This is a genomic window from Pseudomonas sp. R1-6 (assembly GCF_051132115.1).
GTDB lineage: Bacteria > Pseudomonadota > Gammaproteobacteria > Pseudomonadales > Pseudomonadaceae > Aquipseudomonas.
Genome location: NZ_CP071662.1, coordinates 4,586,770 through 4,613,766, shown reverse-complemented (window position 1 = coordinate 4,613,766; position 26,997 = coordinate 4,586,770). Strand labels below are relative to the sequence as shown.

General features: G+C 62.3%; 24 protein-coding genes. 13 read left to right on the top strand and 11 right to left on the bottom strand.

The window, feature by feature from the left end:
- The first annotated feature begins 61 nt into the window (after positions 1-61).
- From J3P81_RS20875 to J3P81_RS20860, 4 genes are all read left to right on the top strand, one after another.
- The gene (locus J3P81_RS20875; protein WP_434560661.1) at positions 62-1,507 is read left to right on the top strand and encodes an aldehyde dehydrogenase family protein; all 1,446 of its coding nucleotides are present in this window, start codon (positions 62-64) and stop codon (positions 1,505-1,507) included.
- 85 nt (positions 1,508-1,592) lie between these two features.
- The gene (locus J3P81_RS20870) at positions 1,593-2,957 is read left to right on the top strand and encodes an MFS transporter (protein WP_434560659.1); all 1,365 of its coding nucleotides are present in this window, start codon (positions 1,593-1,595) and stop codon (positions 2,955-2,957) included.
- A gap of 12 nt (positions 2,958-2,969) precedes the next feature.
- Positions 2,970-4,523: a galactarate dehydratase gene (garD, locus tag J3P81_RS20865; protein WP_434560657.1), complete on the top strand. Its 1,554-nt coding sequence runs from the start codon at positions 2,970-2,972 to the stop codon at positions 4,521-4,523.
- Between the two features lie 181 nt (positions 4,524-4,704).
- Entirely contained in the window at positions 4,705-5,646 is a 942-nt protein-coding gene (locus tag J3P81_RS20860) for an AEC family transporter (protein WP_434560655.1), read from the top strand.
- Positions 5,647-5,781: 135 nt separating this feature from the next.
- Here J3P81_RS20860 and J3P81_RS20855 read toward each other — a convergent pair whose 3' ends face one another.
- The 6 genes from J3P81_RS20855 to gatC form a co-directional block, all read right to left on the bottom strand.
- Positions 5,782-6,162 carry a carboxymuconolactone decarboxylase family protein gene (locus tag J3P81_RS20855; protein ID WP_434560653.1) on the bottom strand — a complete coding sequence of 127 codons (381 nt, stop codon included), beginning with the start codon at positions 6,160-6,162 and terminating at the stop codon, positions 5,782-5,784.
- Positions 6,159-7,220: a calcium/sodium antiporter gene (locus J3P81_RS20850; RefSeq protein ID WP_434564150.1), complete on the bottom strand. Its 1,062-nt coding sequence runs from the start codon at positions 7,218-7,220 to the stop codon at positions 6,159-6,161. The genes J3P81_RS20855 and J3P81_RS20850 overlap by 4 nt, the downstream gene beginning before the upstream one ends.
- A gap of 49 nt (positions 7,221-7,269) precedes the next feature.
- Positions 7,270-7,647 carry a septal ring lytic transglycosylase RlpA family protein gene (locus tag J3P81_RS20845; protein ID WP_420765529.1) on the bottom strand — a complete coding sequence of 126 codons (378 nt, stop codon included), beginning with the start codon at positions 7,645-7,647 and terminating at the stop codon, positions 7,270-7,272.
- A 149-nt stretch (positions 7,648-7,796) separates the two neighbouring features.
- A complete protein-coding gene (gene gatB, locus J3P81_RS20840; protein ID WP_434560651.1) occupies positions 7,797-9,242 on the bottom strand; it encodes an Asp-tRNA(Asn)/Glu-tRNA(Gln) amidotransferase subunit GatB in 1,446 nt (481 codons plus the stop codon).
- 149 nt (positions 9,243-9,391) lie between these two features.
- Positions 9,392-10,843: an Asp-tRNA(Asn)/Glu-tRNA(Gln) amidotransferase subunit GatA gene (gatA, locus tag J3P81_RS20835; RefSeq protein ID WP_434560649.1), complete on the bottom strand. Its 1,452-nt coding sequence runs from the start codon at positions 10,841-10,843 to the stop codon at positions 9,392-9,394.
- Between the two features lie 16 nt (positions 10,844-10,859).
- Positions 10,860-11,147, bottom strand: coding sequence for an Asp-tRNA(Asn)/Glu-tRNA(Gln) amidotransferase subunit GatC (gene gatC / locus J3P81_RS20830; RefSeq protein ID WP_039592252.1), 288 nt, complete (start codon positions 11,145-11,147; stop codon positions 10,860-10,862).
- A gap of 214 nt (positions 11,148-11,361) precedes the next feature.
- Here gatC and mreB point away from each other — a divergent pair, with 214 nt between their 5' ends.
- From mreB to tldD, 8 genes are all read left to right on the top strand, one after another.
- Positions 11,362-12,399: a rod shape-determining protein MreB gene (gene mreB / locus J3P81_RS20825; RefSeq protein WP_002555108.1), complete on the top strand. Its 1,038-nt coding sequence runs from the start codon at positions 11,362-11,364 to the stop codon at positions 12,397-12,399.
- A gap of 162 nt (positions 12,400-12,561) precedes the next feature.
- Positions 12,562-13,650, top strand: a complete 1,089-nt coding sequence (gene mreC / locus J3P81_RS20820) for a rod shape-determining protein MreC (RefSeq protein WP_434560647.1) — start codon at positions 12,562-12,564, stop codon at positions 13,648-13,650.
- Positions 13,647-14,135 (top strand): rod shape-determining protein MreD, encoded by a 489-nt coding sequence (gene mreD / locus J3P81_RS20815; RefSeq protein WP_249876151.1) that lies wholly within the window; start codon positions 13,647-13,649, stop codon positions 14,133-14,135. The genes mreC and mreD overlap by 4 nt, the downstream gene beginning before the upstream one ends.
- Before the next feature lie 97 nt (positions 14,136-14,232).
- Positions 14,233-14,829 (top strand): Maf family protein, encoded by a 597-nt coding sequence (locus J3P81_RS20810; RefSeq protein WP_434560645.1) that lies wholly within the window; start codon positions 14,233-14,235, stop codon positions 14,827-14,829.
- Positions 14,830-14,885: 56 nt separating this feature from the next.
- Positions 14,886-16,343: a ribonuclease G gene (gene rng, locus J3P81_RS20805; RefSeq protein WP_420765526.1), complete on the top strand. Its 1,458-nt coding sequence runs from the start codon at positions 14,886-14,888 to the stop codon at positions 16,341-16,343.
- A gap of 60 nt (positions 16,344-16,403) precedes the next feature.
- Complete coding sequence (locus tag J3P81_RS20800) at positions 16,404-20,207, top strand: YhdP family protein (protein ID WP_434560643.1); 3,804 nt, start codon at positions 16,404-16,406, stop codon at positions 20,205-20,207.
- 76 nt (positions 20,208-20,283) lie between these two features.
- The gene (locus tag J3P81_RS20795) at positions 20,284-21,147 is read left to right on the top strand and encodes a carbon-nitrogen hydrolase family protein (RefSeq protein WP_434560641.1); all 864 of its coding nucleotides are present in this window, start codon (positions 20,284-20,286) and stop codon (positions 21,145-21,147) included.
- Positions 21,148-21,152: 5 nt separating this feature from the next.
- Complete coding sequence (gene tldD, locus J3P81_RS20790; protein WP_186710681.1) at positions 21,153-22,595, top strand: metalloprotease TldD; 1,443 nt, start codon at positions 21,153-21,155, stop codon at positions 22,593-22,595.
- A gap of 171 nt (positions 22,596-22,766) precedes the next feature.
- Here the strand turns inward: tldD and yjgA are convergent, their stop codons facing one another.
- Positions 22,767-23,291 carry a ribosome biogenesis factor YjgA gene (yjgA, locus tag J3P81_RS20785; protein WP_420765523.1) on the bottom strand — a complete coding sequence of 175 codons (525 nt, stop codon included), beginning with the start codon at positions 23,289-23,291 and terminating at the stop codon, positions 22,767-22,769.
- A 153-nt stretch (positions 23,292-23,444) separates the two neighbouring features.
- On the opposite strand from yjgA, the gene pmbA reads away from it, so the two are divergent.
- On the top strand, positions 23,445-24,791 hold the full coding sequence (pmbA, locus tag J3P81_RS20780) for a metalloprotease PmbA (protein WP_420765522.1): 1,347 nt from the start codon (positions 23,445-23,447) through the stop codon (positions 24,789-24,791).
- A gap of 218 nt (positions 24,792-25,009) precedes the next feature.
- On the opposite strand, the gene J3P81_RS20775 is transcribed toward pmbA, so the two are convergent.
- The 4 genes from J3P81_RS20775 to hpf are packed head-to-tail and all read right to left on the bottom strand — an operon-like array spanning position 25,010 to position 26,946.
- On the bottom strand, positions 25,010-25,285 hold the full coding sequence (locus J3P81_RS20775; protein ID WP_434560639.1) for an HPr family phosphocarrier protein: 276 nt from the start codon (positions 25,283-25,285) through the stop codon (positions 25,010-25,012).
- Positions 25,286-25,300: 15 nt separating this feature from the next.
- Positions 25,301-26,158, bottom strand: a complete 858-nt coding sequence (rapZ, locus tag J3P81_RS20770; protein ID WP_420765520.1) for an RNase adapter RapZ — start codon at positions 26,156-26,158, stop codon at positions 25,301-25,303.
- Positions 26,159-26,160: 2 nt separating this feature from the next.
- The gene (gene ptsN / locus J3P81_RS20765) at positions 26,161-26,625 is read right to left on the bottom strand and encodes a PTS IIA-like nitrogen regulatory protein PtsN (protein WP_434560637.1); all 465 of its coding nucleotides are present in this window, start codon (positions 26,623-26,625) and stop codon (positions 26,161-26,163) included.
- 12 nt (positions 26,626-26,637) lie between these two features.
- Positions 26,638-26,946 (bottom strand): ribosome hibernation-promoting factor, HPF/YfiA family, encoded by a 309-nt coding sequence (gene hpf / locus J3P81_RS20760; protein WP_090281780.1) that lies wholly within the window; start codon positions 26,944-26,946, stop codon positions 26,638-26,640.
- Between the last annotated feature and the right edge of the window lie 51 nt (positions 26,947-26,997).

Genomic DNA, 26,997 nt, shown 5'->3' with positions numbered 1-26,997 from the left:
GTGGAAACGCAGCCAGGGACGCCCTGCGTTCCTAGACAGCTTTTGTGAGAGGAGAAGCTCCGTGGCAGATGCAAAGCGTTTCGATAACTACATCAACGGTGAGTGGGTGGCCGGTGCTGACTATTGCACCAACATCAACCCGTCTGACTTGTCCGACGTCATCGGTGAATATGCCAAGGCTGACGCAGCGCAAGTCAACGCCGCCATCGAAGCCGCCCGTGCCGCGTTCCCGGCCTGGTCGACCTCGGGCATCCAGGCCCGTCACGATGCGCTGGACAAAGTCGGCAGCGAAATTCTCGCCCGTCGCGAAGAGCTTGGCCAACTGCTGGCCCGGGAAGAGGGTAAGACCCTGCCCGAAGCCATCGGCGAAGTAACCCGCGCCGGCAACATTTTCAAATTCTTCGCCGGTGAATGCCTGCGCCTGTCGGGCGACTACGTGCCGTCGGTGCGCCCGGGCGTCAACGTCGAAGTGACCCGCGAAGCCCTCGGCGTGGTTGGTCTGATCACTCCGTGGAACTTCCCGATCGCCATCCCTGCGTGGAAAATTGCCCCGGCCCTGGCCTACGGCAACTGCGTGGTGATCAAGCCCGCCGAGCTGGTGCCGGGCTGCGCCTGGGCCCTGGCCGAGATCATTTCCCGTGCCGGTTTCCCGGCCGGTGCGTTCAACCTGGTGATGGGCAGCGGCCGTGTGGTCGGTGACATTCTGGTCAACAGCCCGAAAGTCGATGGCATCAGCTTCACCGGTTCCGTGGGCGTCGGCCGGCAGATCGCGGTCAACTGCGTGGCGCGCCAAGCCAAGGTCCAGCTGGAAATGGGCGGCAAGAACCCGCAGATCATCCTCGACGACGCCGACCTCAAGCAGGCGGTCGAATTGGCGGTGCAGAGCGCGTTCTACTCCACCGGCCAGCGTTGCACGGCATCGAGCCGACTGATCGTCACTGCCGGTATCCACGACAAGTTCGTTGCCGCCATGGCCGAGCGCATGCAATCGATCAAGGTCGGTCACGCGCTGAAGGCTGGCACCGACATCGGCCCGGTCGTTTCCGAAGCCCAGCTCAACCAGGACTTGAAGTACATCGACATCGGCCAGAGCGAAGGTGCGCGGCTGGTCAGCGGTGGTGGTGTAGTGACTTGCGACACCGAAGGTTACTTTCTGGCGCCGACCCTGTTCGCCGACAGCGAGGCTTCGATGCGCATCAGCCGCGAAGAGATCTTCGGCCCGGTGGCCAACGTCGTGCGCGTGGCTGACTACGAGGCGGCGCTGGCGATGGCCAACGACACCGAGTTCGGCTTGTCGGCCGGTATCGCCACCACGTCGTTGAAGTACGCCAACCACTTCAAGCGCCACTCCCAAGCAGGCATGGTGATGGTCAACCTGCCGACCGCCGGCGTGGATTACCATGTTCCGTTCGGTGGGCGCAAAGGTTCGTCCTACGGTTCGCGCGAGCAAGGTCGCTACGCGCAAGAGTTCTACACCGTGGTGAAGACCTCCTATATCGGCTCGTAATACGCAAGACCGGTCGGCGCCGGGCTCTGGCGCCGACCGTACAATTTGATTTCCCGCATAAAAATAAATAGTGGAAGTAGATTACATGCAAGAGACCAAGCCGACGCACGTCCGCTATTTGATCCTGCTCATGCTGTTTTTGGTGACGACGATCAACTATGCCGACCGCGCCACCATCGCCATCGCTGGTTCCAGCCTGCAAAAAGACCTCGGCATCGACGCCGTCACCCTCGGTTACATCTTCTCCGCTTTCGGCTGGGCCTACGTGGCCGGGCAGATTCCTGGCGGCTGGCTGCTCGACCGTTTCGGGTCGAAGAAAATCTATGCACTGAGCATTTTCACTTGGTCGCTGTTCACCGTGCTCCAGGGTTACGTCGGTGAGTTCGGCATGTCCACGGCGGTGGTTGCGCTGTTCATGCTGCGCTTTCTGGTCGGGTTGGCCGAAGCGCCTTCTTTCCCCGGCAACGCCCGTATCGTCGCGGCCTGGTTTCCCACCGCCGAACGTGGCACCGCCTCGGCGATCTTCAACTCGGCGCAGTATTTCGCCACCGTATTGTTCGCGCCGCTGATGGGCTGGATCGTCTACCGCTTCGGCTGGCAGCACGTGTTCATCGTCATGGGCGTGATCGGCATCGTGTTCTCGCTCGTCTGGCTGAAGGTCATCTACAGCCCGCGCCAACACCCGATGATCAACGAGGCCGAGTTCAACCACATCGCTTCCAATGGCGCGATGGTCGACATGGACCAGGACAAGGGCAAGGAAAAGAAAGCCGACGGTCCGAAGTGGGATTACATTCGCCAACTGCTGACCAACCGCATGATGCTCGGCGTGTACCTGGGCCAGTACTGCATCAACGGCATCACCTATTTCTTCCTGACCTGGTTCCCGGTGTACCTGGTGCAGGAGCGCGGCATGACCATCCTCAAGGCCGGTTTCATCGCGTCCTTGCCGGCCATTTGCGGTTTCATTGGTGGCGTCCTCGGCGGGGTGATTTCCGACTACCTGCTGCGCAAGGGCCATTCGCTGACCTTCGCCCGCAAGGCACCAATCATCGCCGGGCTGCTGGTGTCCAGCAGCATCGTGGCGTGCAACTACGTCGATATCGAATGGATGGTGGTGGGCTTCATGGCCCTGGCATTCTTCGGCAAGGGCGTGGGCGCATTGGGTTGGGCCGTGGTGTCCGACACGTCGCCAAAACAGATCGCCGGCTTGAGCGGTGGCCTGTTCAACACCTTCGGCAACCTGGCGTCGATCACCACGCCAATCGTCATCGGCTACATCATCAGCGCCACCGGTTCGTTCAAGTGGGCCCTGGTGTTCGTCGGTTGCAATGCGTTGGTGGCGGTGTTCAGCTATCTGGTCATCGTGGGCCCGATCAAGCGTGTGGTGCTCAAGGAGCCCACGGCCAGGGAAGCCGACCTATCCAGCCTGTCTGAAGCCAAATCCTGAGGAATGGCGTCCATGAATCTGATTGAACATGCCGATTCGCCCCGTTACATCCGCCTGCACGAGCGGGACAACGTGGTGATTGTTGTCAACGACCAGGGCGTACCCGCCGGGACCGAGTTCCCGGACGGCCTGGTCACCGTGGACTTCGTGCCACAGAGCCACAAGGTCACCCTGGTGGACATTCCCGAGGGTGGCGAGGTGATTCGCTACGGCCAGGTCATTGGCTACGCGCTGCAACCGATCCCTCGTGGCAGCTGGGTCAAGGAAGACCAATTGCGCATGCCCACCGCGCCACCCTTGGACAGCCTGCCGCTGTCCACCGATGTGCCGGCGGCGGATGCGCCACTGGAAGGCTACACCTTCGAGGGCTACCGCAACGCCGACGGCACCGTCGGCACGCGCAACATCCTGGGCATCACCACCACGGTGCAGTGCGTCACCGGGGTGCTTGACCATGCGGTCAAGCGCATCAAGGAAAAGCTGCTGCCCAAGTACCCGAACGTCGATGACGTGGTGGCGCTGACCCACAGTTATGGCTGCGGCGTGGCGATCACCGCCACCGACGCCTACATCCCGATCCGCACCGTGCGCAACCTGGCGCGCAACCCGAACCTGGGTGGCGAGGCGCTGGTGATCAGCCTGGGCTGCGAGAAATTGCAGGCCGGGCAGGTGATGCACGAAGGCGATAGCTCGGTGGACCTCAGCGAGCCATGGTTGTATCGCTTGCAGGATTCCAGCCACGGCTTTACCGAGATGATCGAGCAGATCATGGAGTTGGCCGAGACTCGCCTGAAGAAACTCGACCAGCGTCGCCGCGAAACCGTGCCCGCCTCGGAGCTGATCCTGGGCATGCAGTGCGGCGGCAGCGATGCGTTCTCCGGCATCACCGCCAACCCGGCCCTGGGCTACGCCTCGGACCTGTTGCTGCGGGCCGGTGCGACGGTGATGTTCTCTGAAGTCACCGAAGTGCGCGATGCGATCTACCTGCTGACCTCCCGGGCGCAAACCCAGGAAGTCGCCCAGGAACTGGTGCGCGAAATGGACTGGTACGACCGTTACCTGGCCAAGGGCGAGGCCGATCGCAGCGCCAACACCACGCCGGGCAACAAGAAGGGTGGGTTGTCGAACATCGTCGAGAAGTCCTTGGGCTCGATCGTCAAATCCGGAAGCAGCGCAATCAGCGGCGTGCTTGGCCCGGGTGAGCGCTTCAAGCAAAAGGGCCTGATCTTCTGCGCCACGCCGGCCAGCGACTTTGTCTGCGGCACACTGCAACTGGCGGCGGGGATGAACCTGCACGTGTTCACTACCGGTCGGGGCACCCCGTACGGCTTGGCCATGGCGCCGGTGGTGAAGGTCTCGACCCGTACCGAACTGGCCCAGCGCTGGCCGGACCTGATCGACATCGACGCCGGCCGCATCGCCACCGGACGCGCGACCATCGAAGAGTTGGGCTGGGAGCTGTTCCACTACTACCTGGACGTGGCCAGCGGCAAGAAACAGACCTGGGCCGAGCGGCACAAGTTGTTCAACGACATTACCTTGTTCAACCCGGCGCCGATTACCTGATCCGGCGCTGATCGCGAGCAGGCTCGCTCCCACAGGGATGTGGGGGTGAATGTGGATTCTGTTATCGCTGGAGATCCAATGTGGGAGCGAGCCTGCTCGCGAAGAGGCTCGACCAGACGCCAACGTCGTGAGTGGCTTATCATTAGCCACCTAACGACACCTCCTTCTCAAGGTCCTCGGCATGCTGGCAATTTTCCTCGAAACCCTGAACGTCACCGCGCCGGTGTTCGCCATGCTGTTTCTGGGGACGCTGCTCAAGCGCATCGGCTGGATCAACGACAACTTCATCCACATCGCCTCGTCGCTGGTGTTCAACGTCACCATGCCGGCGCTGTTGTTCCTTGGCATTCTGCACGCTGATTTGCACGCGGCTTTGCAGCCAGACCTGCTGATCTATTTCTCGATTGCCACCCTGGTGAGTTTCGCCATGGCCTGGGGCTGGGCGATCTGGCGTTGCCCGCGGGAGGATCGCGGGATCTACACCCAGGGCGCGTTTCGTGGCAACAACGGCGTGATCGGCCTGGCATTGGCCGCGAGCATGTATGGCGACTATGGGATTTCCCTGGGGGCGATTCTGGCGGCGCTGGTGATCCTGTTCTACAACACCCTGTCGACCATCGTGCTGGCGGTCTACAGCCCGGTGATCAAGTCCGACCCCTGGAGCATCTGCAAGAGCGTGATCAGCAACCCGCTGATCATCAGCGTGCTTGCCGCCGCGCCGTTCGCCTATTGGCAGATCGGCCTGCCGAACTGGTTCGAGACGTCGGCCAAGTATCTGTCCCAAATGACCTTGCCCCTGGCGCTGATCTGCATCGGCGGCACGCTGTCCCTGGCGGCCTTGCGCAAGAGCGGCAAGATGGCCCTGAGTTCGAGCCTGGTGAAGATGGTCGGCTTGCCGTTGGTGACTACTCTGGGCGCATGGTTGTGGGGTTTTCGCGGGGCGGAACTGGGGATCCTGTTTCTGTACTTCGGCAGCCCCACCGCCGCCGCCAGCTACGTCATGGCCCGCGCCGCGAATGGCAACCACGAGCTGGCGGCGGCGATCATCGTCATCACCACCTTGATGGCGGCGATTACCACCAACCTGGGGATCTTTGTGTTGCAGTGGGGTGGGTGGATCTAGCTTCAGGTTTGCAGCGTTCTTTCGATCCTTTCGCGAGCAGGCTCGCTCCCACAGGGGATTCTTGGTGGGCACAAATCTGGTGTTCACCACCGGCCAAATGTGGGAGCGAGCCTGCTCGCGAAGGCGGTCGCCCGATCACCCAGGTTTCTGGTAACTATCGATCACTTCCTGCGCCGCCCGAAACGCATCGATCGCCGCTGGCACGCCCGCGTACACCGCGCAATGCAGCAACGCTTCGCGAATTTCTTCTACCGTGCAGCCATTGTTCAGCGCGCCACGCACGTGGCCCTTGAGTTCCTGCGGGCACTTGAGCGCGGTGAGGGCGGCGAGGATGATCAGGCTGCGGGTCTTCAGCGGCAGGCCTTCGCGGCTCCAGACGCTGCCCCAGGCATGTTCGTTCACGAAATCCTGCAGCGGCTGGGTGAATTCGGTGGCGTTGCCCAGGGCGCGGTCGACGAACGCATCGCCCATCACTTTGCGACGCATATCGAGGCCGGTCTTTGGATTGTCGGTCATGGCAAATCCCTCTTGTGGTGTTGGCGGCGCCAGGCGCGCAAGGAAGTGAACAGCAGAAACGCGAGCAGGGCCGGCAGCACGTAGAACAACATCAGTCGTTCTAGCTGGCCGGCCAATGGCATGCCGGTGGTGAACGACACCACGTGCAGCCCGTACGCCGTGTACAAGCCCAGGAACAGCAGCCCTTCGGCACGGGTGACGCGATAGCCGGAATAGAACACCGGCAGGCACAGCACCGCGACGCCAAGCATCACCGGCAGGTCGAAGGCCAGGGCATTGGGCGAGACCGAGAGCGGAGAAGGCGCGGCGAGGGCGGTCACGCCCAATACACCCAGAAGGTTGAACAGGTTGCTGCCGATTACGTTGCCTACCGCGATGTCCCGTTGACCCCGAAGGGCGGCGATCAACGAAGTGGCTAGCTCCGGCAGCGAGGTGCTCACGGCAACGATGGTCAGGCCGATGATGCGCTCGGACAACCCCAGGTCGGTCGCCACTTCCACCGCCGCGCCCAACAACAGGTGCCCGGCGAAGACCAGCATCGCCAGGCCCGAAACGATCATCACCAGGCTCTTGGGCCACGAACCATGGGCAACTGCGCCTCCCAGCGGATGCGGTCGCGCGGAGTGCCGGGACTGGCGCAGCAACAGGCCCAGGTACACCGCCAGGGCTACCAGCAGCAGGACGCCGTCGAGTCGGGTCAGTTCTTCGTTCCAGGCCAGCACGAACACCAGCAGGCTGGCGCCGATCATCAGCGGGATGTCCAAGCGCACCAATTGACGCGAGACGCGCAGCGGAATGATCAGCGCCGACAGCCCGAGGGTGACGAGGATGTTGAAGGTACTGCTGCCGATCACACTCCCCACGGCGATGTCAGCGTTCTGTGCCAGGGTCGCTTGCAGGCTGACAGCCATTTGCGGTGCGCTGCTGCCGAATGCGACGACGGTCAGGCCGATAATCAGCGGCCGCACCTGCAAGCGTGCCGCCAGCCCCACGGCGGCACGCACCAGCAACTCGGCGCCGGCGACCAGCAACAGCAGGGCGCCACACAGTTCGATCAGGCTGAGCAGCGGTAAAGCATTGATCAGGGAAATGGCCGGGCTCCGTCTATCAGTCGTCGAGGGCTTGCACACGCACACGCGCGGTACCGCTGCGCAGCATGCCCAATTGTTCGGCCGCGGCGCGGGACACATCGATCAGGCGCCCACGGGTATACGGGCCACGATCGTTGATACGGACCACAACGCTGTCGTTGTTTTTCAGGTTGGTGACTTTCACCCGGGTGCCGAATGGCAACTGGCGATGCGCGGCGGTCAGGCCGTGCTGGTCGAAGCGCTCGCCGCTGGCGGTACGCTTGCCATGGTGCCTGGAGCCGTAATAGGAGGCGACGCCGGTCTGGTCGTAGCCGTGTGGATCGACCGTCCCGCTCTGGCTGGCGCAACCGGCCAGCAGGGACAGCAGGGCGCAGGCGCCGAGGAGACGCTTCATCTGAGAGGTTCCAAATACAAATGTGGGAGCGAGCTTGCTCGCGATGGGGCCATCACATTCAACATCTAGGTTGACTGTCATACCGCTATCGCGAGCAAGCCCGGTCCCACAGGGGGTTGAGCCAGATTCAAAGACTGGCTCCATGGCAATCAGCCCTCGAGCTTGCTTTTCAGCAGTTCGTTGACTTGCTGAGGGTTGGCCTTGCCCTTGGAAGCTTTCATGGCCTGGCCGACGAAGAAGCCGAACATCTTGCCGCGCTTGGCTTCGTCCGCCGCACGGTATTGCTCGACCTGCTCGGCGTTGGCCGCGAGCACTTCATCGAGCACGGCGCTGATCGCACCGGTGTCGGTGACCTGCTTCAAGCCGCGCTTGTCGATGATTTCGTCTGCGCTGCCCTCACCATTGGCCATGGCTTCGAATACCATTTTGGCGATCTTGCCGGAGATGGTGTTGTCCTTGATCCGCAACAGCATGCCGCCCAGTTGCTCGGCCGACACCGGCGACTCGTCGATTTCCAGGCCCTGCTTGTTCAACAGGCTGCCCAACTCGACCATCACCCAGTTGGCCGCCAGCTTGGCGTCGCCGCCGATGCTCACGACTTTCTCGAAGTAGTCGGCCTGTTCGCGGCTGGTGGCCAGGACATTGGCGTCATAGCTCGACAGCCCGAACTGCGCCTGGAAGCGCTCGCGTTTCTGTGGCGGCAGTTCCGGCAGGGTGGCGCGTACTTCATCGAGGAACGAATGCTCGATGACCACCGGCAGCAGGTCCGGGTCGGGGAAGTAACGGTAGTCGTTGGCTTCTTCCTTGCTGCGCATCGGACGGGTCTCGTCCTTGTTCGGGTCGTACAGGCGGGTCTGCTGGATGACCTTGCCGCCGTCCTCGATCAGTTCGATCTGGCGTTGGATCTCGCTGTTGATCGCCTTTTCGATGAAGCGGAACGAGTTGACGTTCTTGATCTCGCAGCGGGTGCCGAACTCGGCCTGGCCTTTCGGACGGATCGACACGTTGCAGTCGCAGCGCAGCGAGCCTTCGGCCATGTTGCCGTCGCAGATGCCCAGGTAGCGCACCAGTGCGTGGATCGCCTTGACGTAGGCCACGGCTTCCTTGGCGCTGCGCATGTCCGGCTCTGAGACGATTTCCAGCAGCGGCGTGCCGGCGCGGTTCAGGTCGATGCCGGTAGCACCGTTGAATTCTTCGTGCAGGCTCTTGCCGGCGTCTTCTTCCAGGTGCGCGCGGGTGATACCGACGCGCTTGACCGTGCCGTCTTCCAGGGCGATGTCCAGGTGGCCCTTGCCGACGATCGGCAGCTCCATCTGGCTGATCTGGTAGCCCTTGGGCAGGTCCGGGTAGAAGTAGTTCTTGCGGGCGAACACGTTGTGCTGGCCGATCTCGGCGTCAATCGCCAGGCCAAACATCACCGCCATGCGCACCGCTTCGGCGTTGAGCACCGGCAATACGCCGGGCATGCCCAGGTCAACCAGGCTGGCCTGGGTGTTGGGCTCGGAACCGAAGGTGGTCGAGCTACCGGAAAAGATTTTCGACCGGGTGGTGAGCTGGGTATGAATCTCCAGCCCGATCACGACTTCCCATTGCATGTGTTTCTCCTCAGAAGTCTTATCAGGGGATTTTGAAACGTCGCGAGCGAAGGTAAGGCAAGGCGAAAACTGGCGAGAAAGCGGAGTTGACTTTAGTCAATGAGCATTTCGAGCCAGTTTTCAACGCAGCATTACCGAGCGCAGCAGTTTCAAAACCCCTGAGGGGTGCGGGTGTGCCAGTCAGTGTTTAACTGGTACTGGTGCGCCACGTTGAGCAGGCGGCCTTCCTGGAAATACGGCGCGAGCAACTGCACGCCCACCGGCAGGCCATCGACGAAGCCGGCCGGCATGGACAGGCCCGGCAAGCCGGCGAGGTTGGCGGTGATGGTGTAGACGTCTTCCAGGTACTCGGCGACCGGGTCGCTGTTCTTGGCGCCGAGCTTCCAGGCCGGGTTCGGCGTGGTTGGGCCGAGGATGATATCGACCTCGTTGAAGGCGGCCATGAAGTCGTTCTTTACCAGGCGGCGGATTTTCTGCGCCTTTAGGTAGTAGGCATCGTAGTAGCCGGCGGACAGCGCGTAGGCGCCAACCATGATCCGGCGCTGCACTTCGGCGCCGAAGCCTTCGCCACGGGAGCGCTTGTACAGGTCGACCAGATTTTGCGGGTTCTCGCAGCGATAGCCGAAGCGCACGCCGTCGAAGCGCGACAGGTTCGAGGACGCTTCCGCCGGGGCGATCACGTAATACGCAGGGATCGCGTGCTGCATGTTCGGCAGGCTGATTTGCTTGATGACCGCGCCGAGCTTTTCCAGCTCCTTGATGCTGTTTTGAATCAGATCGGCGATGCGCGGGTCGAGGCCGGCGCCGAAATATTCCTTCGGCACGCCGATGCGCAGGCCTTGCAGCGAACCGTTGAGGCTGGCGCTGTAGTCCGGCACCGGTTCATCGATGCTGGTGGAATCGTTCGGGTCGAAGCCGGCCATGCCTTGGAGCAGGATCGCGCAGTCTTCGGCGGTGCGGGCCAGCGGGCCACCCTGGTCGAGGCTGGAGGCGTAGGCAATCATGCCCCAGCGCGAGACGCGGCCGTAGGTCGGTTTCAGGCCGGTGAGGTTGGTGAACGCAGCTGGCTGGCGAATCGAGCCACCGGTGTCGGTGGCGGTGGCGGCCGGCAACAGGCGCGCGGCCACGGCGGCGGCGGAACCACCGGACGAGCCGCCCGGTACGTGTTCAAGGTTCCACGGGTTTTTCACCGCGCCGTAATGGCTCGACTCGTTGGCCGAGCCCATGGCGAACTCGTCCATGTTGGTCTTGCCCAGGGTCACGGTGCCGGCGGCGGCCAGCTTGGCGACCACGGTGGCATCGTACGGGGCCTTGAAATTGTCGAGCATCTTCGAGCCGCAGCTGGTGCGGATGCCCTGTGTGCAAAACAGGTCCTTGTGGGCAATCGGCGCGCCAAGCAAGGGGCCGTTCTCACCCTTGGCGCGACGGGCGTCGGCGGCCTTGGCCTGGCTCAGGGCCAGTTCTTCGGTGAGGCTGATGAAGCTGTTGAGCTGCGGATCGAGCTGGGCGATGCGCGCCAGCAGGGCCTTGGTCAGCTCTTCGGAGGAAAACTTTTTGTCGGCGAGTCCGCGGGCGATCTCGGCCAGGGTCATCTGATGCATGAGAGGCTCTTTCCCTTTAGTCGATGACTTTCGGAACCAGGTACAGGCCGTTTTCGACCGCTGGCGCGATGGACTGGTAGGCCTCGCGGTTATTGGACTCGGTGACGACGTCGGCGCGCAGGCGCTGGCTGGCTTCCAGTGGGTGGGCCAGCGGCTCGATACCATCGGTATCGACCGCCTGCATTTCGTCGACCAGCCCGAGGATGCTGTTCAGGGCAGAAGTGATGTGTGGAAGATCGGCTTCATTGAGGCCCAGGCAGGCCAGATGAGCGATTTTTTCCACGTCGGAGCGTTCAAGCGCCATGGGATTCTCCAGTGGAAAACAAAACGGACGCAGTCTGTCCGTGTGTTAGATTGTCGGAACACTACCGCATTTCTACGGCGCTACGGCCGCGATTGTAGGGTTTGGTGCACAGAAAAGCGGCCAATTTAACATATTGGCGCCTTGCCCAAAATCCCTGTCGTTGTTAGAGTTTGCCGCACTTTTTTACCCACGCGTTGCCTAGGGTCCCTTTCCCATGTTCAAGAAACTGCGTGGCATGTTTTCCAGCGATCTCTCCATCGACCTGGGCACTGCCAACACCCTTATTTACGTGCGCGAGCGCGGTATCGTCCTGAATGAACCCTCGGTCGTGGCCATCCGCACCCACGGTAACCAGAAAAGTGTCGTGGCTGTCGGTACGGAAGCCAAGCGCATGCTGGGCCGTACACCGGGCAACATTGCAGCCATTCGCCCCATGAAGGACGGCGTGATCGCCGACTTCAGCGTCTGCGAAAAGATGCTGCAGTACTTCATCAACAAGGTTCACGAAAACAGTTTTCTGCAGCCCAGCCCTCGTGTGCTGATCTGCGTGCCCTGCAAGTCCACCCAGGTGGAGCGTCGCGCCATCCGTGAATCGGCCCTGGGTGCCGGTGCTCGCGAAGTATTCCTGATTGAAGAGCCAATGGCCGCAGCCATCGGTGCCGGCCTGCCGGTGGAAGAAGCCCGTGGTTCGATGGTCGTCGATATCGGTGGTGGTACCACTGAAATCGCCTTGATCTCCCTCAACGGTGTGGTCTACGCCGAATCCGTGCGTGTGGGCGGCGACCGTTTCGACGAAGCGATCATCACCTACGTACGTCGCAACTACGGCAGCCTGATCGGCGAATCCACCGCCGAGCGCATCAAGCAGGAAATCGGCACGGCCTACCCGGGCGGTGAAGTGCGCGAAGTCGATGTTCGCGGTCGCAACCTGGCCGAAGGCGTTCCACGCGCGTTCACGCTCAACTCCAACGAAGTGCTCGAAGCGCTGCAAGAGTCGCTGGCAACCATCGTCCAGGCCGTCAAGAGCGCCCTGGAGCAATCGCCGCCGGAGCTGGCCTCGGACATCGCCGAGCGCGGCCTGGTGCTGACCGGTGGTGGCGCGCTGTTGCGTGACCTCGACAAACTGCTGGCCCAGGAAACCGGCCTGCCGGTGATCGTTGCCGAAGACCCGCTGACGTGCGTTGCCCGCGGTGGTGGCCGTGCGCTGGAAATGATGGACAAGCACACCATGGATCTGCTCTCCAGCGAATAAATCTGGCGCAGTGGTCTATGTTGTTTGCGCTCGGGCGGCACTTTGCAGTGCTGCCCGTTGGCGTTTAATTCGTATCCAGGCCGGTTCGATACCGTATGAATAAAGACAACGTTTGCCTGGGAGGAGCGGCTTATTAAACCGCTTTTTGCCAAAGGCCCCTCATTGGGTGTACGCCTGCTGGTGTTGACCGTGCTGTCGGTTGCGCTGATGGTGGTGGATGCCCGCTTCACGCTGCTCAAGCCAGTGCGCAGCCAGATGTCGCTGGTGTTGATGGAGTCCTACTGGATCACCGACCTGCCGCAACGGTTGTGGCAGGGTGTGGCCAGCCAGTTTGGCAGCCGGACCGAACTGGTCGCCGAGAACGAAAAACTCAAGACTGAAAACCTGCTGCTGCAGGGGCGCATGCAGAAGCTGGCGGCCCTCACCGAACAGAACGTGCGGCTGCGCGAGTTGCTCAACTCCTCGGCGCTGGTCAATGAGAAAGTCGAAGTGGCCGAGCTGATCGGCATGGACCCGAACCCGTTCACCCACCGCATCATTATCAACAAGGGCGAGCGCGACGGTGTGGTCCTCGGCCAGCCGGTGCTCGATGCCCGTGGCCTGATGGGGCAGGTGGTGGAACTGATGCCCTATACGTCTCGTGTGCTGTTGCTGACCGATACCACCCACAGTATCCCGGTGCAGGTCAATCGCAACGGCTTGCGGGCAATCGCAAGCGGCACCGGCAACCCCGAGCGCCTCGAACTTCGCCATGTGGCCGATACCGCCGACATCAAGGAAGGCGACCTGCTGGTCAGTTCCGGCCTCGGCCAGCGGTTTCCGGCTGGTTATCCCGTGGCGACGGTCAAGGAAGTCATTCATGACTCTGGCCAGCCGTTCGCGATCGTGCGGGCGGTGCCGACGGCTGCGTTGAACCGCAGCCGCTACCTGCTGCTGGTATTCAGCGACAACCGCACGCCTGAAGAGCGCGCCAACGATGCCGCCGTGGCCCAGGAGGCCCAAGACCAGCAGAGCGGCGAATCGCCTGCTCCGGCCACACCTGCACCCGCGCCCGCACCTGTACCAGCCACTGTGCCCAAGCCCCAGGCTGCGACGGCCCCGGCAACAACAGCTCCGGCCGCACACGCCGCGGCTCCCGCCCGCCCGGCCGCAGCCCAGCAGCCGGCGGTCCAACCCGCCCGGCCCGCGACCAAGCCACCGGCCCCAGCGCCTGCCGCCACGCCCGCCACCAGGGGAGCACGCGAAGAATGAGCAGTACTCGATCCGGTAATGGCTGGATGGTCTGGCTGACCTTTGCCATCGGCCTGTTGCTCAGCGTTTCCCCGCTGCCGCAGTTCATGGAGATCCTGCGCCCGCTGTGGCTGGCCTTGCTGCTGGCCTTCTGGGCCCTGGCCTTGCCGCACAAGGTCGGCATGGTCACGGCCTGGTGCCTGGGGCTGGCCGAAGATGTGCTCTATGGCACGTTGCTGGGTCAGAACGCGCTGATCCTGACCTTGATCACATTCCTGGTGCTGTCGTTGCAACAACGCCTGCGCATGTTCCCGATGTGGCAACAGTGCTTGGTGATCCTGGTGATCTTCGGCTTGGCGCAACTGGTGCAATTATGGCTCAGCGCCTTGACCGGTAATCGCCAGCCGACCCTGGCGCTGGTCTTGCCGGCCCTGGTCAGCGCATTGCTGTGGCCGTGGATAAGTTTCGGTTTGCGCGGCTTGCGGCTGCGTTTCAAAATCAACTGATTCGGTCAGGATATCTACACTTTTTTGATGACTTACATCCCTGTGGCGAGGGAGCTCCCTCGCCACAAAAGCCGGTCGCCATAAGGGAGATGTCTTGATGAAACCGCTTTACCTCGCCTCAGGGTCGCCGCGCCGGCGTGAATTGCTCACGCAGATCGGGGTGCCATTTACCGCCATCGGTGCGGACATCGACGAAACTCCCCACGATCACGAAACCCCATCGGCCTATGTAGAGCGCTTGGCGCGTGGCAAGGCCGATGCTGGACGACGTGCCCTATCAAATGACATCGATGGCTGCGTGCTCGGCGCGGACACCGCCGTGGTGCTGGATGGACGAATTCTCGGCAAGCCTCAGGATCAGGCCGACGCCGTGTCGATGCTCATGGGCCTGTCCGGGCGCGATCATGAGGTATTGACTGCCATTGCCGTGCTGGATGCCGAACGCTGCGAATCCCGGGTGGTTCGCAGCCGCGTGCGCTTTCGCCTGATCACGGAACAGGAAGCGCTCGCCTATTGGGCCAGCGGCGAACCGCGAGACAAGGCCGGCAGCTATGGTATCCAAGGGCTGGGCGCGGTGTTCGTCGCCGGGCTTGAGGGCAGTTATTCGGCCGTGGTCGGCCTGCCGCTCTGCGAAACCGCAGAATTGCTCGGCGATTTCGGCATACCCTGTTGGCAAACCTTGAGCGCGCGTTGAGCGCCGTCTGACTAGATGCGGCCATAATCGTGAATATGCCTGAACGAGACCCTGCCATGAGTGAAGAGATTCTGATCAACATCACGCCGATGGAGTCGCGCGTGGCGGTGGTTGAAAACGGTGTCCTGCAAGAAGTTCACGTCGAGCGCACGCAAAAGCGTGGCATCGTCGGCAATATTTACAAGGGCAAGGTGGTGCGGGTTTTGCCGGGCATGCAGGCAGCCTTCGTTGACATCGGCCTGGATCGCGCGGCGTTCATCCACGCCTCGGAAATTTCCATGCGCGAAGGGCCAGCGGTGGAAAGCATCAGTGCGCTGGTCCATGAGGGCCAGAGCCTGGTGGTGCAGGTCACCAAGGACCCCATCGGCTCCAAGGGCGCGCGCCTGACCACCCAGCTGTCGATTCCGTCGCGCTACCTGGTGTACATGCCGCGCACCGCCCACGTCGGCATATCCCTGAAGATCGAAGACGAAGCCGAGCGTGAGCGCCTCAAAAAAGTGGTCAGTGACTGCGTGGAAAAAGAAGGCATCAAGGAAGCCGGCGGCTTCATCCTGCGTACGGCCGCCGAAGGCGCCGGGGCCGATGAGATCCTCATGGATATCCGCTACCTGCGCAGGCTCTGGGACCAGATCGCCGCGCAGATCAAGACCATCGCCACTCCCAGCGTGATCTACGAAGATCTGGGCCTGGCGTTGCGAACCCTGCGTGACCTGGTCAGCCCGAAGATCGAGAAGATCCGCATCGATTCCCGGGAAACCTTCCAGAAAACCACCCAGTTCGTCGCCGAGCTGATGCCGGAAATCGCCGACCGCCTGGAGCACTACCCTGGCGAGCGGCCGATTTTCGACCTGTACGGCGTCGAAGATGAGATCCAGCGCGCCCTTGAACGCAAGGTGCCGCTCAAGTCCGGCGGTTACCTGGTGGTCGATCCGGCCGAGGCGATGAGCACCATCGACGTCAACACCGGTGCCTTTGTCGGCCATCGCAATCTCGAGGAAACCATCTTCAAGACCAATCTTGAAGCGGCCACGGCCATTGCCCGGCAATTGCGCCTGCGCAACCTCGGCGGGATCATCATCATCGATTTCATCGACATGGAAGACGAAGAGCACCAGCGCCAGGTGCTGCGCACCCTGGAAAAACAGCTGGAGCGCGATCACGCCAAGACCAACATCATCGGCATCACCGAACTGGGCCTGGTGCAGATGACCCGCAAGCGCACCCGCGAAAGTCTTGAACAAGTGCTGTGCGAACCATGCAGCAGTTGCCAGGGCCGGGGCAAGCTCAAGACCCCGGAAACCGTGTGTTACGAAATCTTCCGGGAAATCCTCCGGGAAGCGCGCGCCTACCAGGCCACTGGCTATAGAGTGTTGGCGAACCAGAAAGTGGTGGACCGGTTGCTCGATGAAGAGTCGGGCAACGTCGCGGAGCTGGAAACCTTTATCGGCCGCACGATCCGTTTCCAGGTGGAGACCATGTATTCGCAGGAACAATACGACGTGGTGTTGCTCTGACGTGGCATGCGCAGTGGCGAGGCCGCGGCGAGAATGCCTTTGCCAAGGGGGGCTGCTGACATGGAGCGTCTGACACGCCTGTTGGGCACATTGACACGCTGGGGGCTTGGCCTGTGTGCGCTGCTGCTGGTCGTGCTGGCCTTGTACGTGAGCCTCGGCCGGGAGTTGGTCCCGCTGGTGGCTGAATACCGTAGCGAGGTCGAGGCCCGTGCCGGCGAAGCGCTCGGCATGCCGGTGCACGTCGGTAGCCTCGAAGGCGGCTGGAACGCCCTGGCCCCCATCTTCGCCGCGCGCGATGTAGTGGTCGGCGACGGCCCCAATGCCCTGCACCTGGATCATGTGCGCGCCGTGCCCGCGGTGTGGGACAGCCTGGTGGCCCGCCAGGTGCGCATCGCCCATCTGGAAATCAGCGGCCTGAAGATCAGCCTCAAGGAAGGCGCCGACGGGAAATGGGCCCTGGAAGGCCTGCCAGTACGGGACGACCAGCCACTCGATCCGCAGCAACTGTTGAACCGCATGCAAATGGTCTCGAAGCTGTCGGTGCTCGACAGCCAAGTCACGTTGCAGCCACTGGACCATCCGCCCCTGAGCCTCACCTACGTTGGCTTGAGCCTGCGCACCGGTATCTCCCGCCAACGCCTGGACGCTCGGCTGACCCTGCCCGACGGCCAGCCCGTGGCGATCAACCTGCGTACCCGCATCCGCGCCAGCGATTGGAAAAATGGCGTGGCCGATGCCTACCTGAGCCTGCCGCAAAGCGATTGGTCCCAATGGCTGCCTAAACGCCTGACCCGGCAATGGAATTTTTCCGAAATCAAGGCGGGGGGCGAGTTCTGGCTCAGCTGGGGCGCGGGCACGGTGCAAAGCGCGGCCGTGCGCTTGAACGCGCCGCAGCTCCAGGGCGCCTATGCCGACCGCAAGCCCGTGCAGATCCATAACCTGGCCCTCAACGGCTATTTCCAGCGCAGCAGCCAAGGATTTATCGCAACCTTCGACACTCTGGCGATGAGCCTGGGTGACACCCGCTGGGAGTCGCGCCTGCAGCTGCAGCAGACCGACGCCTCCGACAAGGCCGAGGAACGCTGGCACGTGCAGGCCGATCGTCTCGACTTGACGCCGCTCACGCCGCTACTCAATGCCCTGGCGCCATTGCCGGAAGGCGTCGCCACCGCCATCGACCGACTCAAGGTGACCGGTGGCTTGCGCAACGTCTTGCTCGACTACCGGCCACACAATACCGGTGATCAAAAAGTCAGCTTCGCCACCAACCTCGACACGGTGGGTTTCAACGCCTATCACGGGGCCCCGGCGGCACGTAATGTTTCGGGCAGCCTGAGCGGCGACCTCGGCGGCGGCGAACTGCGCATGGACAGCAAGGATTTCTCCCTGCACCTGGACCCGATCTTCGCCAAACCCTGGCAGTACTTGCAGGCCAACGCACGGCTGACCTGGAAGTTGGACAAGCAAGGGTTCACCTTGATCGCGCCTTACCTGAAGGTGCTGGGTGAGGAGGGCCGGATTGCCGGGGATTTCCTGATTCGCCTGCATTTCGATCACAGCCAGGAAGATTACATGGACCTGCGGGTCGGCCTGGTGGACGGTGATGGGCGCTACACCGGCAAGTACCTGCCGGCCGTTCTCAGTCCTGCGCTGGACGAGTGGCTGCGCACCGCAATTGTCAAAGGCGCGGTGGATGAGGGCTTCTTTCAGTATCAAGGCTCGCTGAACAAAGGCGCCGAGGATGCGGCTCGCAGCATCAGCCTGTTTTTCAAGGTGCATGACGCTGAGCTGGCGTTCCAGCCCGGCTGGCCTTCGGTCAGTAAGGTCAGCGGCGATGTGTTTGTCGAGGACAGCGGCGTACGCATCTTCGCCAGCCAGGGGCAACTGCTGGGTACCCAGGTAAAAGACGTTTCGGTGAACATTCCCCACGTGCCGACCGGGCAAAACTCTCATTTGCTGCTCGACGGTGGGTTTGCCGGAGGGCTCGGCGACGGGTTGAAGATCCTCCAGACCGCGCCCATCGGCACGGCCGAAACATTCGCCGGCTGGGAAGGCGAGGGCGACCTGCGCGGCAGCGTAAAGCTCGATATCCCGCTCGTGAAAAGCGAGCAACCGAAGATCCTCGTGGATTTCTCAACGGACAAGGCTCGGCTCAAACTCAGCGAGCCGGCCTTGGAATTGACTCAGCTCAAGGGGGATTTCCGCTTCGACAGCAGCAAGGGGCTGAGCGGCAAGAACATTGCGGCCCGGGCATTCGACCGACCCGTGACCGCGCAGATATTCGCCGAGGGCCGCACCGGCGCGCTCAATACGCGTGTCACGGCGTCCGGACGGGTTGAGGTGAAGAAACTCACCGACTGGCTGAGCGTGACCCAGCCGTTGCCCGTCTCCGGCGTGATTCCTTACCAGTTGCAAGTGATCCTGGACGGCGCCGACAGCCAGCTGTCGATCAATTCCAATCTCAAAGGCGTCGCGGTGGATCTGCCGGCGCCCTTCGGCATGGCGGCTGATGCCGAGCGCGACACCGTGTTCCGTATGACATTGCAGGGGCCGGAGCGGCGTTACTGGGCCAATTACGGCGACCTGGCCAGCTTCACTTATGCCGCCCCGAGCGGAAAAACGGCCGATGGCCGTGGCGAATTGCTCCTGGGCGGGGGCGATGCAGTGCTGCCGGGAGCGAAGGGGCTGCGCCTGCGAGGCACGCTATCGGAGCTGGACGTGGGTCCCTGGCAGGATCTGTTGGGCAAATACGCCGGCCAGGACCCGGGCGGCAGCGCCCGGCAAGTGCTCAGCGGTGTCGACCTGAAAGTGGGCAAACTCACGGCGATGGGCACGACGCTGGACCAGGCATCGGTGCAACTGGACCGCAAGCCGGACGCCTGGGCCATGCGGCTCGACAGCCAGCAGGCCAAGGGCAGCGTCAACGTGCCGGACGCAAAGGCCGCCCCCATCGGTATCAAGCTGGACTACGTGCGCCTGCCCGCTGCCGACCCGACGGTGCAGGCCGACGAAAACGCCCCGGATCCGCTGGCTTCGGTTGATCCGAGCAAGATACCGGCCCTGGATATCGCCATCGACCAGTTGTTCCAAGGGCCTGATCTGATCGGCGCCTGGTCGTTGAAGGTGCGTCCAACCGGTAAAGGTATTGCGTTGAACGATCTGGACATGGGCCTCAAGGGCATGGTCCTCAATGGCAATGGCGCTTGGGAAGGTGCGCCAGGCTCGACCAGCAGTTGGTACAAGGGGCGGATCAAGGGCAAGAACCTGGCCGATGTGCTGAAAGGCTGGGGATTCGCCCCCAGCGTGACCAGCCAGGAGTTTCGCCTGGACGTTGACGGCCGTTGGCCTGGTTCGCCCGCCTGGGTGGCCACCAAGCGCTTCTCCGGAAGTCTCGATGCGTCGCTTACCAAGGGGCAGTTCGTCGAGGTCGAAGGCAGCGCGCAGGCGTTGCGGGTATTCGGCCTGTTGAACTTCAACTCCATCGGCCGCCGCCTGCGCCTGGATTTCTCCGACCTGTTTGGCAAGGGGCTGAGCTATGACCGGGTCAAGGGCTTGCTGGTGGCGAGCAATGGCGTCTATGTAACGCGTGAGCCCATCGCCTTGACGGGACCTTCGAGCAACCTGGAACTGAACGGAACGCTGGACATGGTCACTGACCGGGTCGACGCCAAGCTGCTGGTGACGTTGCCGGTGACCAACAACCTGCCCATCGCCGCGCTGATTGTCGGCGCCCCGGCGGTGGGTGGGGCATTGTTTTTGATCGACAAACTGATCGGTGACCGCGTAGCGCGTTTTGCCAGCGTAAGATACGACGTCAAGGGGCCGTGGAAAGAGCCGAAGATCAGCTTCGACAAGCCGTTCTGACGAGTAACGCTAGCCCTTGTGGGAGCGAGCAAGCTCGCTCCCACAAGGGAATGATGCACGAAATGAGGGAGGCAGCATGCCAGTCGCCGTGATTCAAATGGTCAGCCAAAGCGATGTCCTCGCCAACCTGGCCCGCGCCCGTGTGCTGTTGGAACAGGCAGCGGCTGGCGGTGCGAGGCTGGCGGTGCTGCCGGAAAACTTCGCCGCCATGGGGCGGCGGGACGTTGCCGACATCGGTCGCGCCGAAGCCTTTGGTCAGGGACCGATCCTGCCTTGGTTGAAACAGGTCGCTCGCGACCTCAGGTTATGGATTGTCGCCGGCACGCTGCCATTACCGCCGGAGGACGAGCCCGAAGCCAGGGCTCATGCCTGTTCGTTGCTGGTGGACGACCAGGGCCAGATCGTGGCGCGTTACGACAAGCTGCATCTGTTTGACGTGGACGTGGCGGACAATCGTGGGCGCTACCGCGAATCCGATGACTATGCTTATGGTCGCAACGTGGTGGTCGCCGATACTCCCGTGGGCCGGGTGGGCCTGACGGTCTGTTACGACTTGCGTTTTCCGGAGCTCTACAGCGAGTTGCGAGCGGCCGGGGCTGAGTTGATCACCGCGCCTTCGGCCTTTACAGCAGTAACCGGCGCCGCCCATTGGGACGTATTGATTCGCGCCCGAGCCATCGAGACCCAGTGCTACCTGCTGGCGGCAGCCCAAGGCGGGACGCATCCGGGGCCAAGGGAAACCTTCGGCCACGCTGCAATTATCGACCCATGGGGGCGGGTGCTGGCGCAACAGGATCAAGGCGAGGCGGTGCTGCTGGCCGAGCGCGACAGCAGCGAACAGGCGTCCATCCGGGCGCGCATGCCGGTGGCGAGCCATCGGCGCTTTTTCTCGCAGGGCGCCCGACAGCGACCTGCCCAAGACGACGAATTCAAGGCGTAAAACATATGAGCGGGTTGTTGTCCTCAGTCAGTGAACACCTTTTAGCCCCCGGTGGCGTGACCCTCGAAAGCCTGCAAGGCGTGCTGGGTGACCTGGCCGGCCCGGGCATCGATGCCGCCGACCTGTATTTCCAGGGGCAGATTTCCGAGTCCTGGTCGTTGGAAGACGGCATTGTCAAGGAAGGCAGTTTCAACCTTGACCAGGGCGTCGGCGTACGGGCCCAGTCCGGTGAAAAGACCGGTTTTGCCTACAGCAACGCCATCACCCTCGAAGCCCTCGGCGCCGCGGCCCGTGCCGCTCGTTCGATCTCGCGCGCCGGGCAAAACGGCACGGTCCAGGCGTTCAGCAGCCAGGACGTGGCGCAGCTGTATGCGCCGGATAATCCATTGGAGGTCATGAGTCGCGCCGAGAAAGTCGAGCTGCTCAAACGCATCGACGTTGCCACTCGCGCCCTCGACCCACGGATCCAGCAGGTGTCGGTGAGCATGGCGGGCGTCTGGGAGCGAATCCTGGTGGCATCCACCGATGGTGGCCTGGCGGCGGACGTCCGGCCCCTGGTGCGGTTCAATGTCAGCGTGATCGTCGAGCAGAACGGCCGGCGTGAGCGCGGCGGTCATGGCGGCGGCGGGCGCACCGACTATCGTTATTTCCTCAGCGAAGACCGCGCCATGGGCTACGCCCGCGAAGCCCTGCGCCAGGCGCTGGTCAATCTGGAAGCGATTCCGGCCCCGGCCGGCACGTTGCCGGTGGTGCTGGGCTCCGGCTGGTCCGGCGTGCTGCTGCATGAAGCGGTCGGCCACGGCCTGGAAGGCGATTTCAACCGCAAGGGCAGCTCTGCCTACAGTGGTCGCATGGGTGAAATGGTCGCCTCGAAACTCTGCACGATTGTCGACGACGGTACATTGGCCGGGCGTCGGGGCTCCCTGAGCGTCGATGACGAAGGCACCCCGACCGAGTGCACCACCTTGATCGAAAACGGCGTGCTCAAGGGCTACATGCAGGACAAGCTCAATGCTCGCCTGATGGGCGTCGCTCGCACCGGCAACGGTCGTCGCGAATCCTACGCGCACCTTCCGATGCCGCGCATGACCAATACCTACATGCTGGGCGGCCAGAGCGATCCGGCGGAAATCATCGCCTCGGTGAAAAAAGGCATCTATTGCGCCAACCTCGGCGGTGGCCAGGTGGACATCACCAGCGGCAAATTCGTGTTTTCCACCAGCGAGGCCTACCTCATTGAAGACGGCAAGATCACCGCGCCGGTCAAGGGCGCGACCCTGATCGGCAACGGGCCGGAGGCGATGAGCAAAGTGTCGATGGTCGGTAATGACCTGTCGCTGGACAGTGGCGTGGGCACGTGTGGCAAAGACGGCCAGTCGGTGCCGGTGGGTGTCGGCCAGCCGACCTTGAAGATCGATGCGATCACCGTGGGTGGCACGGGCGCATGAAAGTCGTCGAGGGCTTGGGTGAGTCATCGTGGCGAGGGAGCTTGCTCCCGCTGGGCTACGCAGCAGCCCCGATGCGGTCGCTACGCACTGGAGCGCAAGCCCGGCCGAGCGGGAGCAAGCTCCCTCGCCACTGTAACAATCACCCTTGGAGGGAAGTGAAGCGGGTGGCGATCAGCGCAGGCCGCGTTGAGTCTCGTCCAGCTCACGGATGTATTTGAAGATTTTACGGCTCGAGGCCGGCGGCTTGTTGTGCGCCAGTTCGTGCTGGGCCTGACGGATCAGGGAGCGCAATTGCTGGCGATCGGCCTCCGGGTAGTCGATGACGAATTTTTCCAAGGTGCCGTCATCGCCAGCGATCAAGCGATCACGCCAGCGTTCCAGGTTGTGGAAGCGCTCGTTGTACTGCCGGGTGGAGGCATCGAGCTGGTCTAGCAAAACCAGGATCGCGTCAGTGTCCTGGTCGCGCATCAGTTTGCCGATGAACTGCAGGTGCCGTTTACGCGCGATATTCGCGGTGTGCTTGGGGGCATCGGCCAGGGCCCGGCGCAAGGCGTCGGTCAATGGCAGTTTGGCCAGCAAGTCAGGCTTGAGTGTTGTCAGGCGCTCGCCGAGGTCAACCAGAGCATGCAGCTCGCGTTTGACCTGGGATTTGCTTTTTTCACCCTCGTAGAGGGAGTCGTCGTAAGAATCAACCATGGTGGCAGTCCGCAAAGAAACGCCGCCATGATAACCAGTCGGGGGCCGCTTGTCCGGCCCGGTCGCTAGAAGGCCAAGGGTTTGTACGAAAAACAGCGCAGGCAGTTTGCGTGCAAACCCGATACCGAAAGCAGAATTTGAGTGGAGAACACCATGAGTGCAGTTCAGAGCGTCGGTCCGCAGGCATTGCCGGCACTGCAGGAGCAAGTCGAGCAGATTCTCGCCGAAGCCAAGCGACAAGGTGCCAGCGCCTGTGAGGTGGCGGTATCGCTGGAGCAGGGATTGTCGACTTCGGTGCGCCAGCGCGAAGTGGAAACCGTTGAGTTCAATCGGGATCAGGGTTTCGGCATTACCTTGTACGTAGGCCAGCGCAAGGGATCGGCCAGCACTTCGGCCAGCGGGCCCGACGCCATTCGCGAAACGGTGGCCGCGGCGCTGGCGATCGCCAAGCACACGTCCGAGGATGACGCCTCGGGGTTGGCCGATGCCGCCCTTATGTGCAAGGAACTGAAGGATTTCGATCTGTTCCACGCCTGGGACATCACGCCCGAGCAAGCCATCGAACAGGCGCTGCGCTGTGAGGCGGCGGCATTCGATGCCGACCGCCGGATCAAGAATGCCGACGGTACGACGCTCAATACGCACCAGGGTTGCCGGGTTTATGGCAACAGCCATGGCTTCATCGGCGGTTACGCTTCGACCCGTCACAGCCTCAGTTGTGTGATGATCGCCGAGGCGGACGGGCAGATGCAGCGCGACTACTGGTATGACGTCAGTCGCCAGGGCACGTTGCTGGCGGACCCGGTGAGCATCGGCCAGAAAGCCGCACAACGGGCAGCCAGCCGCTTGGGCGCGCGGCCGGTGCCGACCTGTGAGGTGCCGGTGCTGTTTTCTGCCGAGCTGGCCGGTGGTCTGTTTGGCAGCTTCCTGTCGGCGGTGTCTGGCGGCAACTTGTACCGCAAGTCGTCGTTCCTGGAAGGCGCGCTGGGGCAGAAGCTGTTCCCGGAGTGGATGACCATTGATGAGCGTCCGCACCTGATGCAGGCCATGGGCAGCTCGGCATTCGACGGCGATGGCCTGGCCACTTACGCCAAGCCGTTCGTGGAAAACGGCGAGCTGGTGTCCTACATCCTTGGTACCTATTCGGGCCGCAAACTCGGCATGCCGAGCACCGCCAACGCTGGCGGTGTGCATAACCTTTTCGTTACCCATGGCGAAGAAGACCAGGCGGCATTGCTTCGGCGCATGGGCCGGGGGCTGTTGGTAACGGAGTTGATGGGCCATGGGCTGAACATGGTGACCGGGGATTATTCCCGTGGCGCGGCGGGTTTCTGGGTCGAGAATGGCGAGATCCAGTTCCCGGTTCAGGAAGTCACCATCGCCGGAAACATGCGTGACATGTTCAAGCAGATCGTGGCGGTGGGGAATGATTTGGAGCTGCGCAGCAACATCCGCACGGGCTCGGTGTTGATCGAGCGGATGACCGTGGCGGGTAGCTGATACTCAAGGCCACAAAAAAAGGCTCGTCATTCATGTGGATGACGCGCCTTTTTTGTGTCGATTAGAGCTCATGGCAAGTCCGTTTTTGTGGCGAGGGAGCTTGTTCCGCTGAGCCGCGCAGCGGCCCCAACATCTTGCGGCCGCTGCGCACTGGAGCGCCAGCCCGGCCGAGCGGGAGCAAGCTCCCTTGCCACGAAATGGCCTTGGGTCCGGAGGAGTTATTCCCCCTCGTCGAAATAGTTGTTGATCAGCGTCACCAAGGCATCCATCGCCTCCTGGGCCTGTTCGCCCTCGGTGCTCAAGTGGATCTTGGTGCCCTTGCCAGCGGCGAGCATCATCATCGCCATGATGCTTTTACCATCGACGGTACTCTCAGGCGTGCGCCCGACCCGGATCGTGGTCTCAGGAAACTGACCCGCCACACCTACGAATTTCGCCGACGCTCGGGCATGCAAACCCAGCTTGTTGATGATTTCAATTTCACGAGCAGGCATCGCGGTGTGAATCCTTTAGCTGAGGTCGCGGTGGCGAACCTGGACGTTCTTCAGGGATTGTTGCAGGAGCTGACCCAGGCGTTCGGTCAGGTAGACGGAGCGGTGATGGCCACCCGTACAGCCAATGGCGATCGTGACGTAGGCGCGGTTGCTAGCGGCAAAGCGGGGCAGCCATTTAAGCAGGTAGCTGGAAATGTCCTGGTACATCTCTTCGACATCCGGCTGGGCAGCCAAGTAGTCGATTACCGGTTGGTCCAGCCCGGACTGCTCGCGCAGTTCCGGTTTCCAATAAGGGTTGGGCAAGCAGCGGACATCGAACACCAGGTCGGCATCTACGGGCATTCCGCGTTTGAAACCGAACGATTCGACGAGAAAGGCCGTACCCGGTTCTGGCTGGTTCAGCAGGCGCAACTTGAGGGTGTCGCGCAGTTGATACAGGTTCAGGTTCGTGGTGTTGAGCTTGAGGTCCGCCAGGTCCGCGATGGGCCCGAGCAGTTGGCTTTCGTCATGGATCGCTTCGGCCAGGGAGCGGCTCGCATTGCTCAGTGGATGGCGCCGGCGAGTTTCGGAGAAACGCTTGAGCAAGGTTTCTTCGTCGGCATCCAGGTAGAGCACATCGCATTGGATATGGCGGCTGCGCACTTCCTCGAGCAGTTCGGGGAAGCGCGACAAGTGGCTGGGCAGGTTACGGGCATCGACCGACACGGCGACCAGCGGTTGCGCCAGTTCGGTGTGGATCAGGGCGCGCTCGGCCAACTCCGGGAGCAGGCCTGCCGGCAAGTTGTCGATGCAGTAGTAGCCGCTGTCCTCGAGCACATTGAGGGCGGTACTTTTACCGGAGCCGGAGCGGCCACTGACGATGATCATGCGCATGTTTAATGACCGTTCTGCTCGTCCAGGACAACCTGATACAAAGCGTCGTTACCCGTTGCGCTGCGCAGTCTTTCGCGCACTTCCTTGCGGTCCAGCATGCTGGCGATCTGGCGCAGCAGCTCAAGGTGCGCATCGGTCGCCGCTTCCGGAACCAGCAATACGAACAGCAGGTCGACCGGGGCGCCGTCGATGGCGTCGAAATCTATGGGCGCTTCAAGGTGCAGTAGCGCGCTGATGGGCGACGTACAGCCTTTGAGGCGGCAATGTGGAATGGCGATGCCGTTGCCAAAACCGGTGGAGCCTAGTTTTTCACGGGCGATAAGGGCCTCGAAGACGTCCTGCATTTCCAGATCCGGCACTTCGCGGTGGATCAGGTTGGCAATTTGTTCGAGGGCTTTCTTCTTACTGCCACCCGGCGCGTTCACCTGGGAACGGCCGGGGGTCAGGATGGTTTCTAGTCGGATCATGGATTGGGGGGGTTAACGACCGGTTGCGCCCTGGAGGAGGCTCTGGGTCTTTTCCTTATGCTTTTTGAGTTGGCGATCCAGCTTGTCGGTCAGCAGGTCAATCGCGGCATACATGTCATCATGCTCCGCATTGGCAACCACTTCTCCGCCGGGAATATGCAGTGTGGCTTCGATCTTCTGCTTCAGCTTTTCGACGTTCAGAATGACTTGCACGTTGGTGATTTTGTCGAAATGCCTCTCCAATCGGTCGAGTTTTTCGCCGATGTAGGTGCGCAGGGGTTCGGTCACTTCCAGTTGGTGTCCACTGATGTTGACTTGCATACAGCTTCTCCTTCGTTGCCAGTGCATAAAGCGGCAGGCTGGGTGCCTGCC

What these genes read in the sequence shown, in the direction of transcription:
- pmbA (WP_420765522.1), top strand. Translation starts at nt 23,445, where the DNA reads ATGAGTGCAGTTCAGAGCGTCGGTCCGCAGGCATTGCCGGCACTGCAG.
- J3P81_RS20870 (WP_434560659.1), top strand. Translation starts at nt 1,593, where the DNA reads ATGCAAGAGACCAAGCCGACGCACGTCCGCTATTTGATCCTGCTCATG.
- gatB (WP_434560651.1), bottom strand. Translation starts at nt 9,242, where the DNA reads ATGCAATGGGAAGTCGTGATCGGGCTGGAGATTCATACCCAGCTCACC.
- garD (WP_434560657.1), top strand. Translation starts at nt 2,970, where the DNA reads ATGAATCTGATTGAACATGCCGATTCGCCCCGTTACATCCGCCTGCAC.
- hpf (WP_090281780.1), bottom strand. Translation starts at nt 26,946, where the DNA reads ATGCAAGTCAACATCAGTGGACACCAACTGGAAGTGACCGAACCCCTG.
- J3P81_RS20775 (WP_434560639.1), bottom strand. Translation starts at nt 25,285, where the DNA reads ATGCCTGCTCGTGAAATTGAAATCATCAACAAGCTGGGTTTGCATGCC.
- J3P81_RS20795 (WP_434560641.1), top strand. Translation starts at nt 20,284, where the DNA reads ATGCCAGTCGCCGTGATTCAAATGGTCAGCCAAAGCGATGTCCTCGCC.
- rng (WP_420765526.1), top strand. Translation starts at nt 14,886, where the DNA reads ATGAGTGAAGAGATTCTGATCAACATCACGCCGATGGAGTCGCGCGTG.
- gatA (WP_434560649.1), bottom strand. Translation starts at nt 10,843, where the DNA reads ATGCATCAGATGACCCTGGCCGAGATCGCCCGCGGACTCGCCGACAAA.
- yjgA (WP_420765523.1), bottom strand. Translation starts at nt 23,291, where the DNA reads ATGGTTGATTCTTACGACGACTCCCTCTACGAGGGTGAAAAAAGCAAA.
- mreB (WP_002555108.1), top strand. Translation starts at nt 11,362, where the DNA reads ATGTTCAAGAAACTGCGTGGCATGTTTTCCAGCGATCTCTCCATCGAC.
- J3P81_RS20800 (WP_434560643.1), top strand. Translation starts at nt 16,404, where the DNA reads ATGGAGCGTCTGACACGCCTGTTGGGCACATTGACACGCTGGGGGCTT.
- J3P81_RS20855 (WP_434560653.1), bottom strand. Translation starts at nt 6,162, where the DNA reads ATGACCGACAATCCAAAGACCGGCCTCGATATGCGTCGCAAAGTGATG.
- gatC (WP_039592252.1), bottom strand. Translation starts at nt 11,147, where the DNA reads ATGGCGCTTGAACGCTCCGACGTGGAAAAAATCGCTCATCTGGCCTGC.
- J3P81_RS20860 (WP_434560655.1), top strand. Translation starts at nt 4,705, where the DNA reads ATGCTGGCAATTTTCCTCGAAACCCTGAACGTCACCGCGCCGGTGTTC.
- rapZ (WP_420765520.1), bottom strand. Translation starts at nt 26,158, where the DNA reads ATGCGCATGATCATCGTCAGTGGCCGCTCCGGCTCCGGTAAAAGTACC.
- J3P81_RS20810 (WP_434560645.1), top strand. Translation starts at nt 14,233, where the DNA reads ATGAAACCGCTTTACCTCGCCTCAGGGTCGCCGCGCCGGCGTGAATTG.
- mreD (WP_249876151.1), top strand. Translation starts at nt 13,647, where the DNA reads ATGAGCAGTACTCGATCCGGTAATGGCTGGATGGTCTGGCTGACCTTT.
- J3P81_RS20845 (WP_420765529.1), bottom strand. Translation starts at nt 7,647, where the DNA reads ATGAAGCGTCTCCTCGGCGCCTGCGCCCTGCTGTCCCTGCTGGCCGGT.
- tldD (WP_186710681.1), top strand. Translation starts at nt 21,153, where the DNA reads ATGAGCGGGTTGTTGTCCTCAGTCAGTGAACACCTTTTAGCCCCCGGT.
- ptsN (WP_434560637.1), bottom strand. Translation starts at nt 26,625, where the DNA reads ATGATCCGACTAGAAACCATCCTGACCCCCGGCCGTTCCCAGGTGAAC.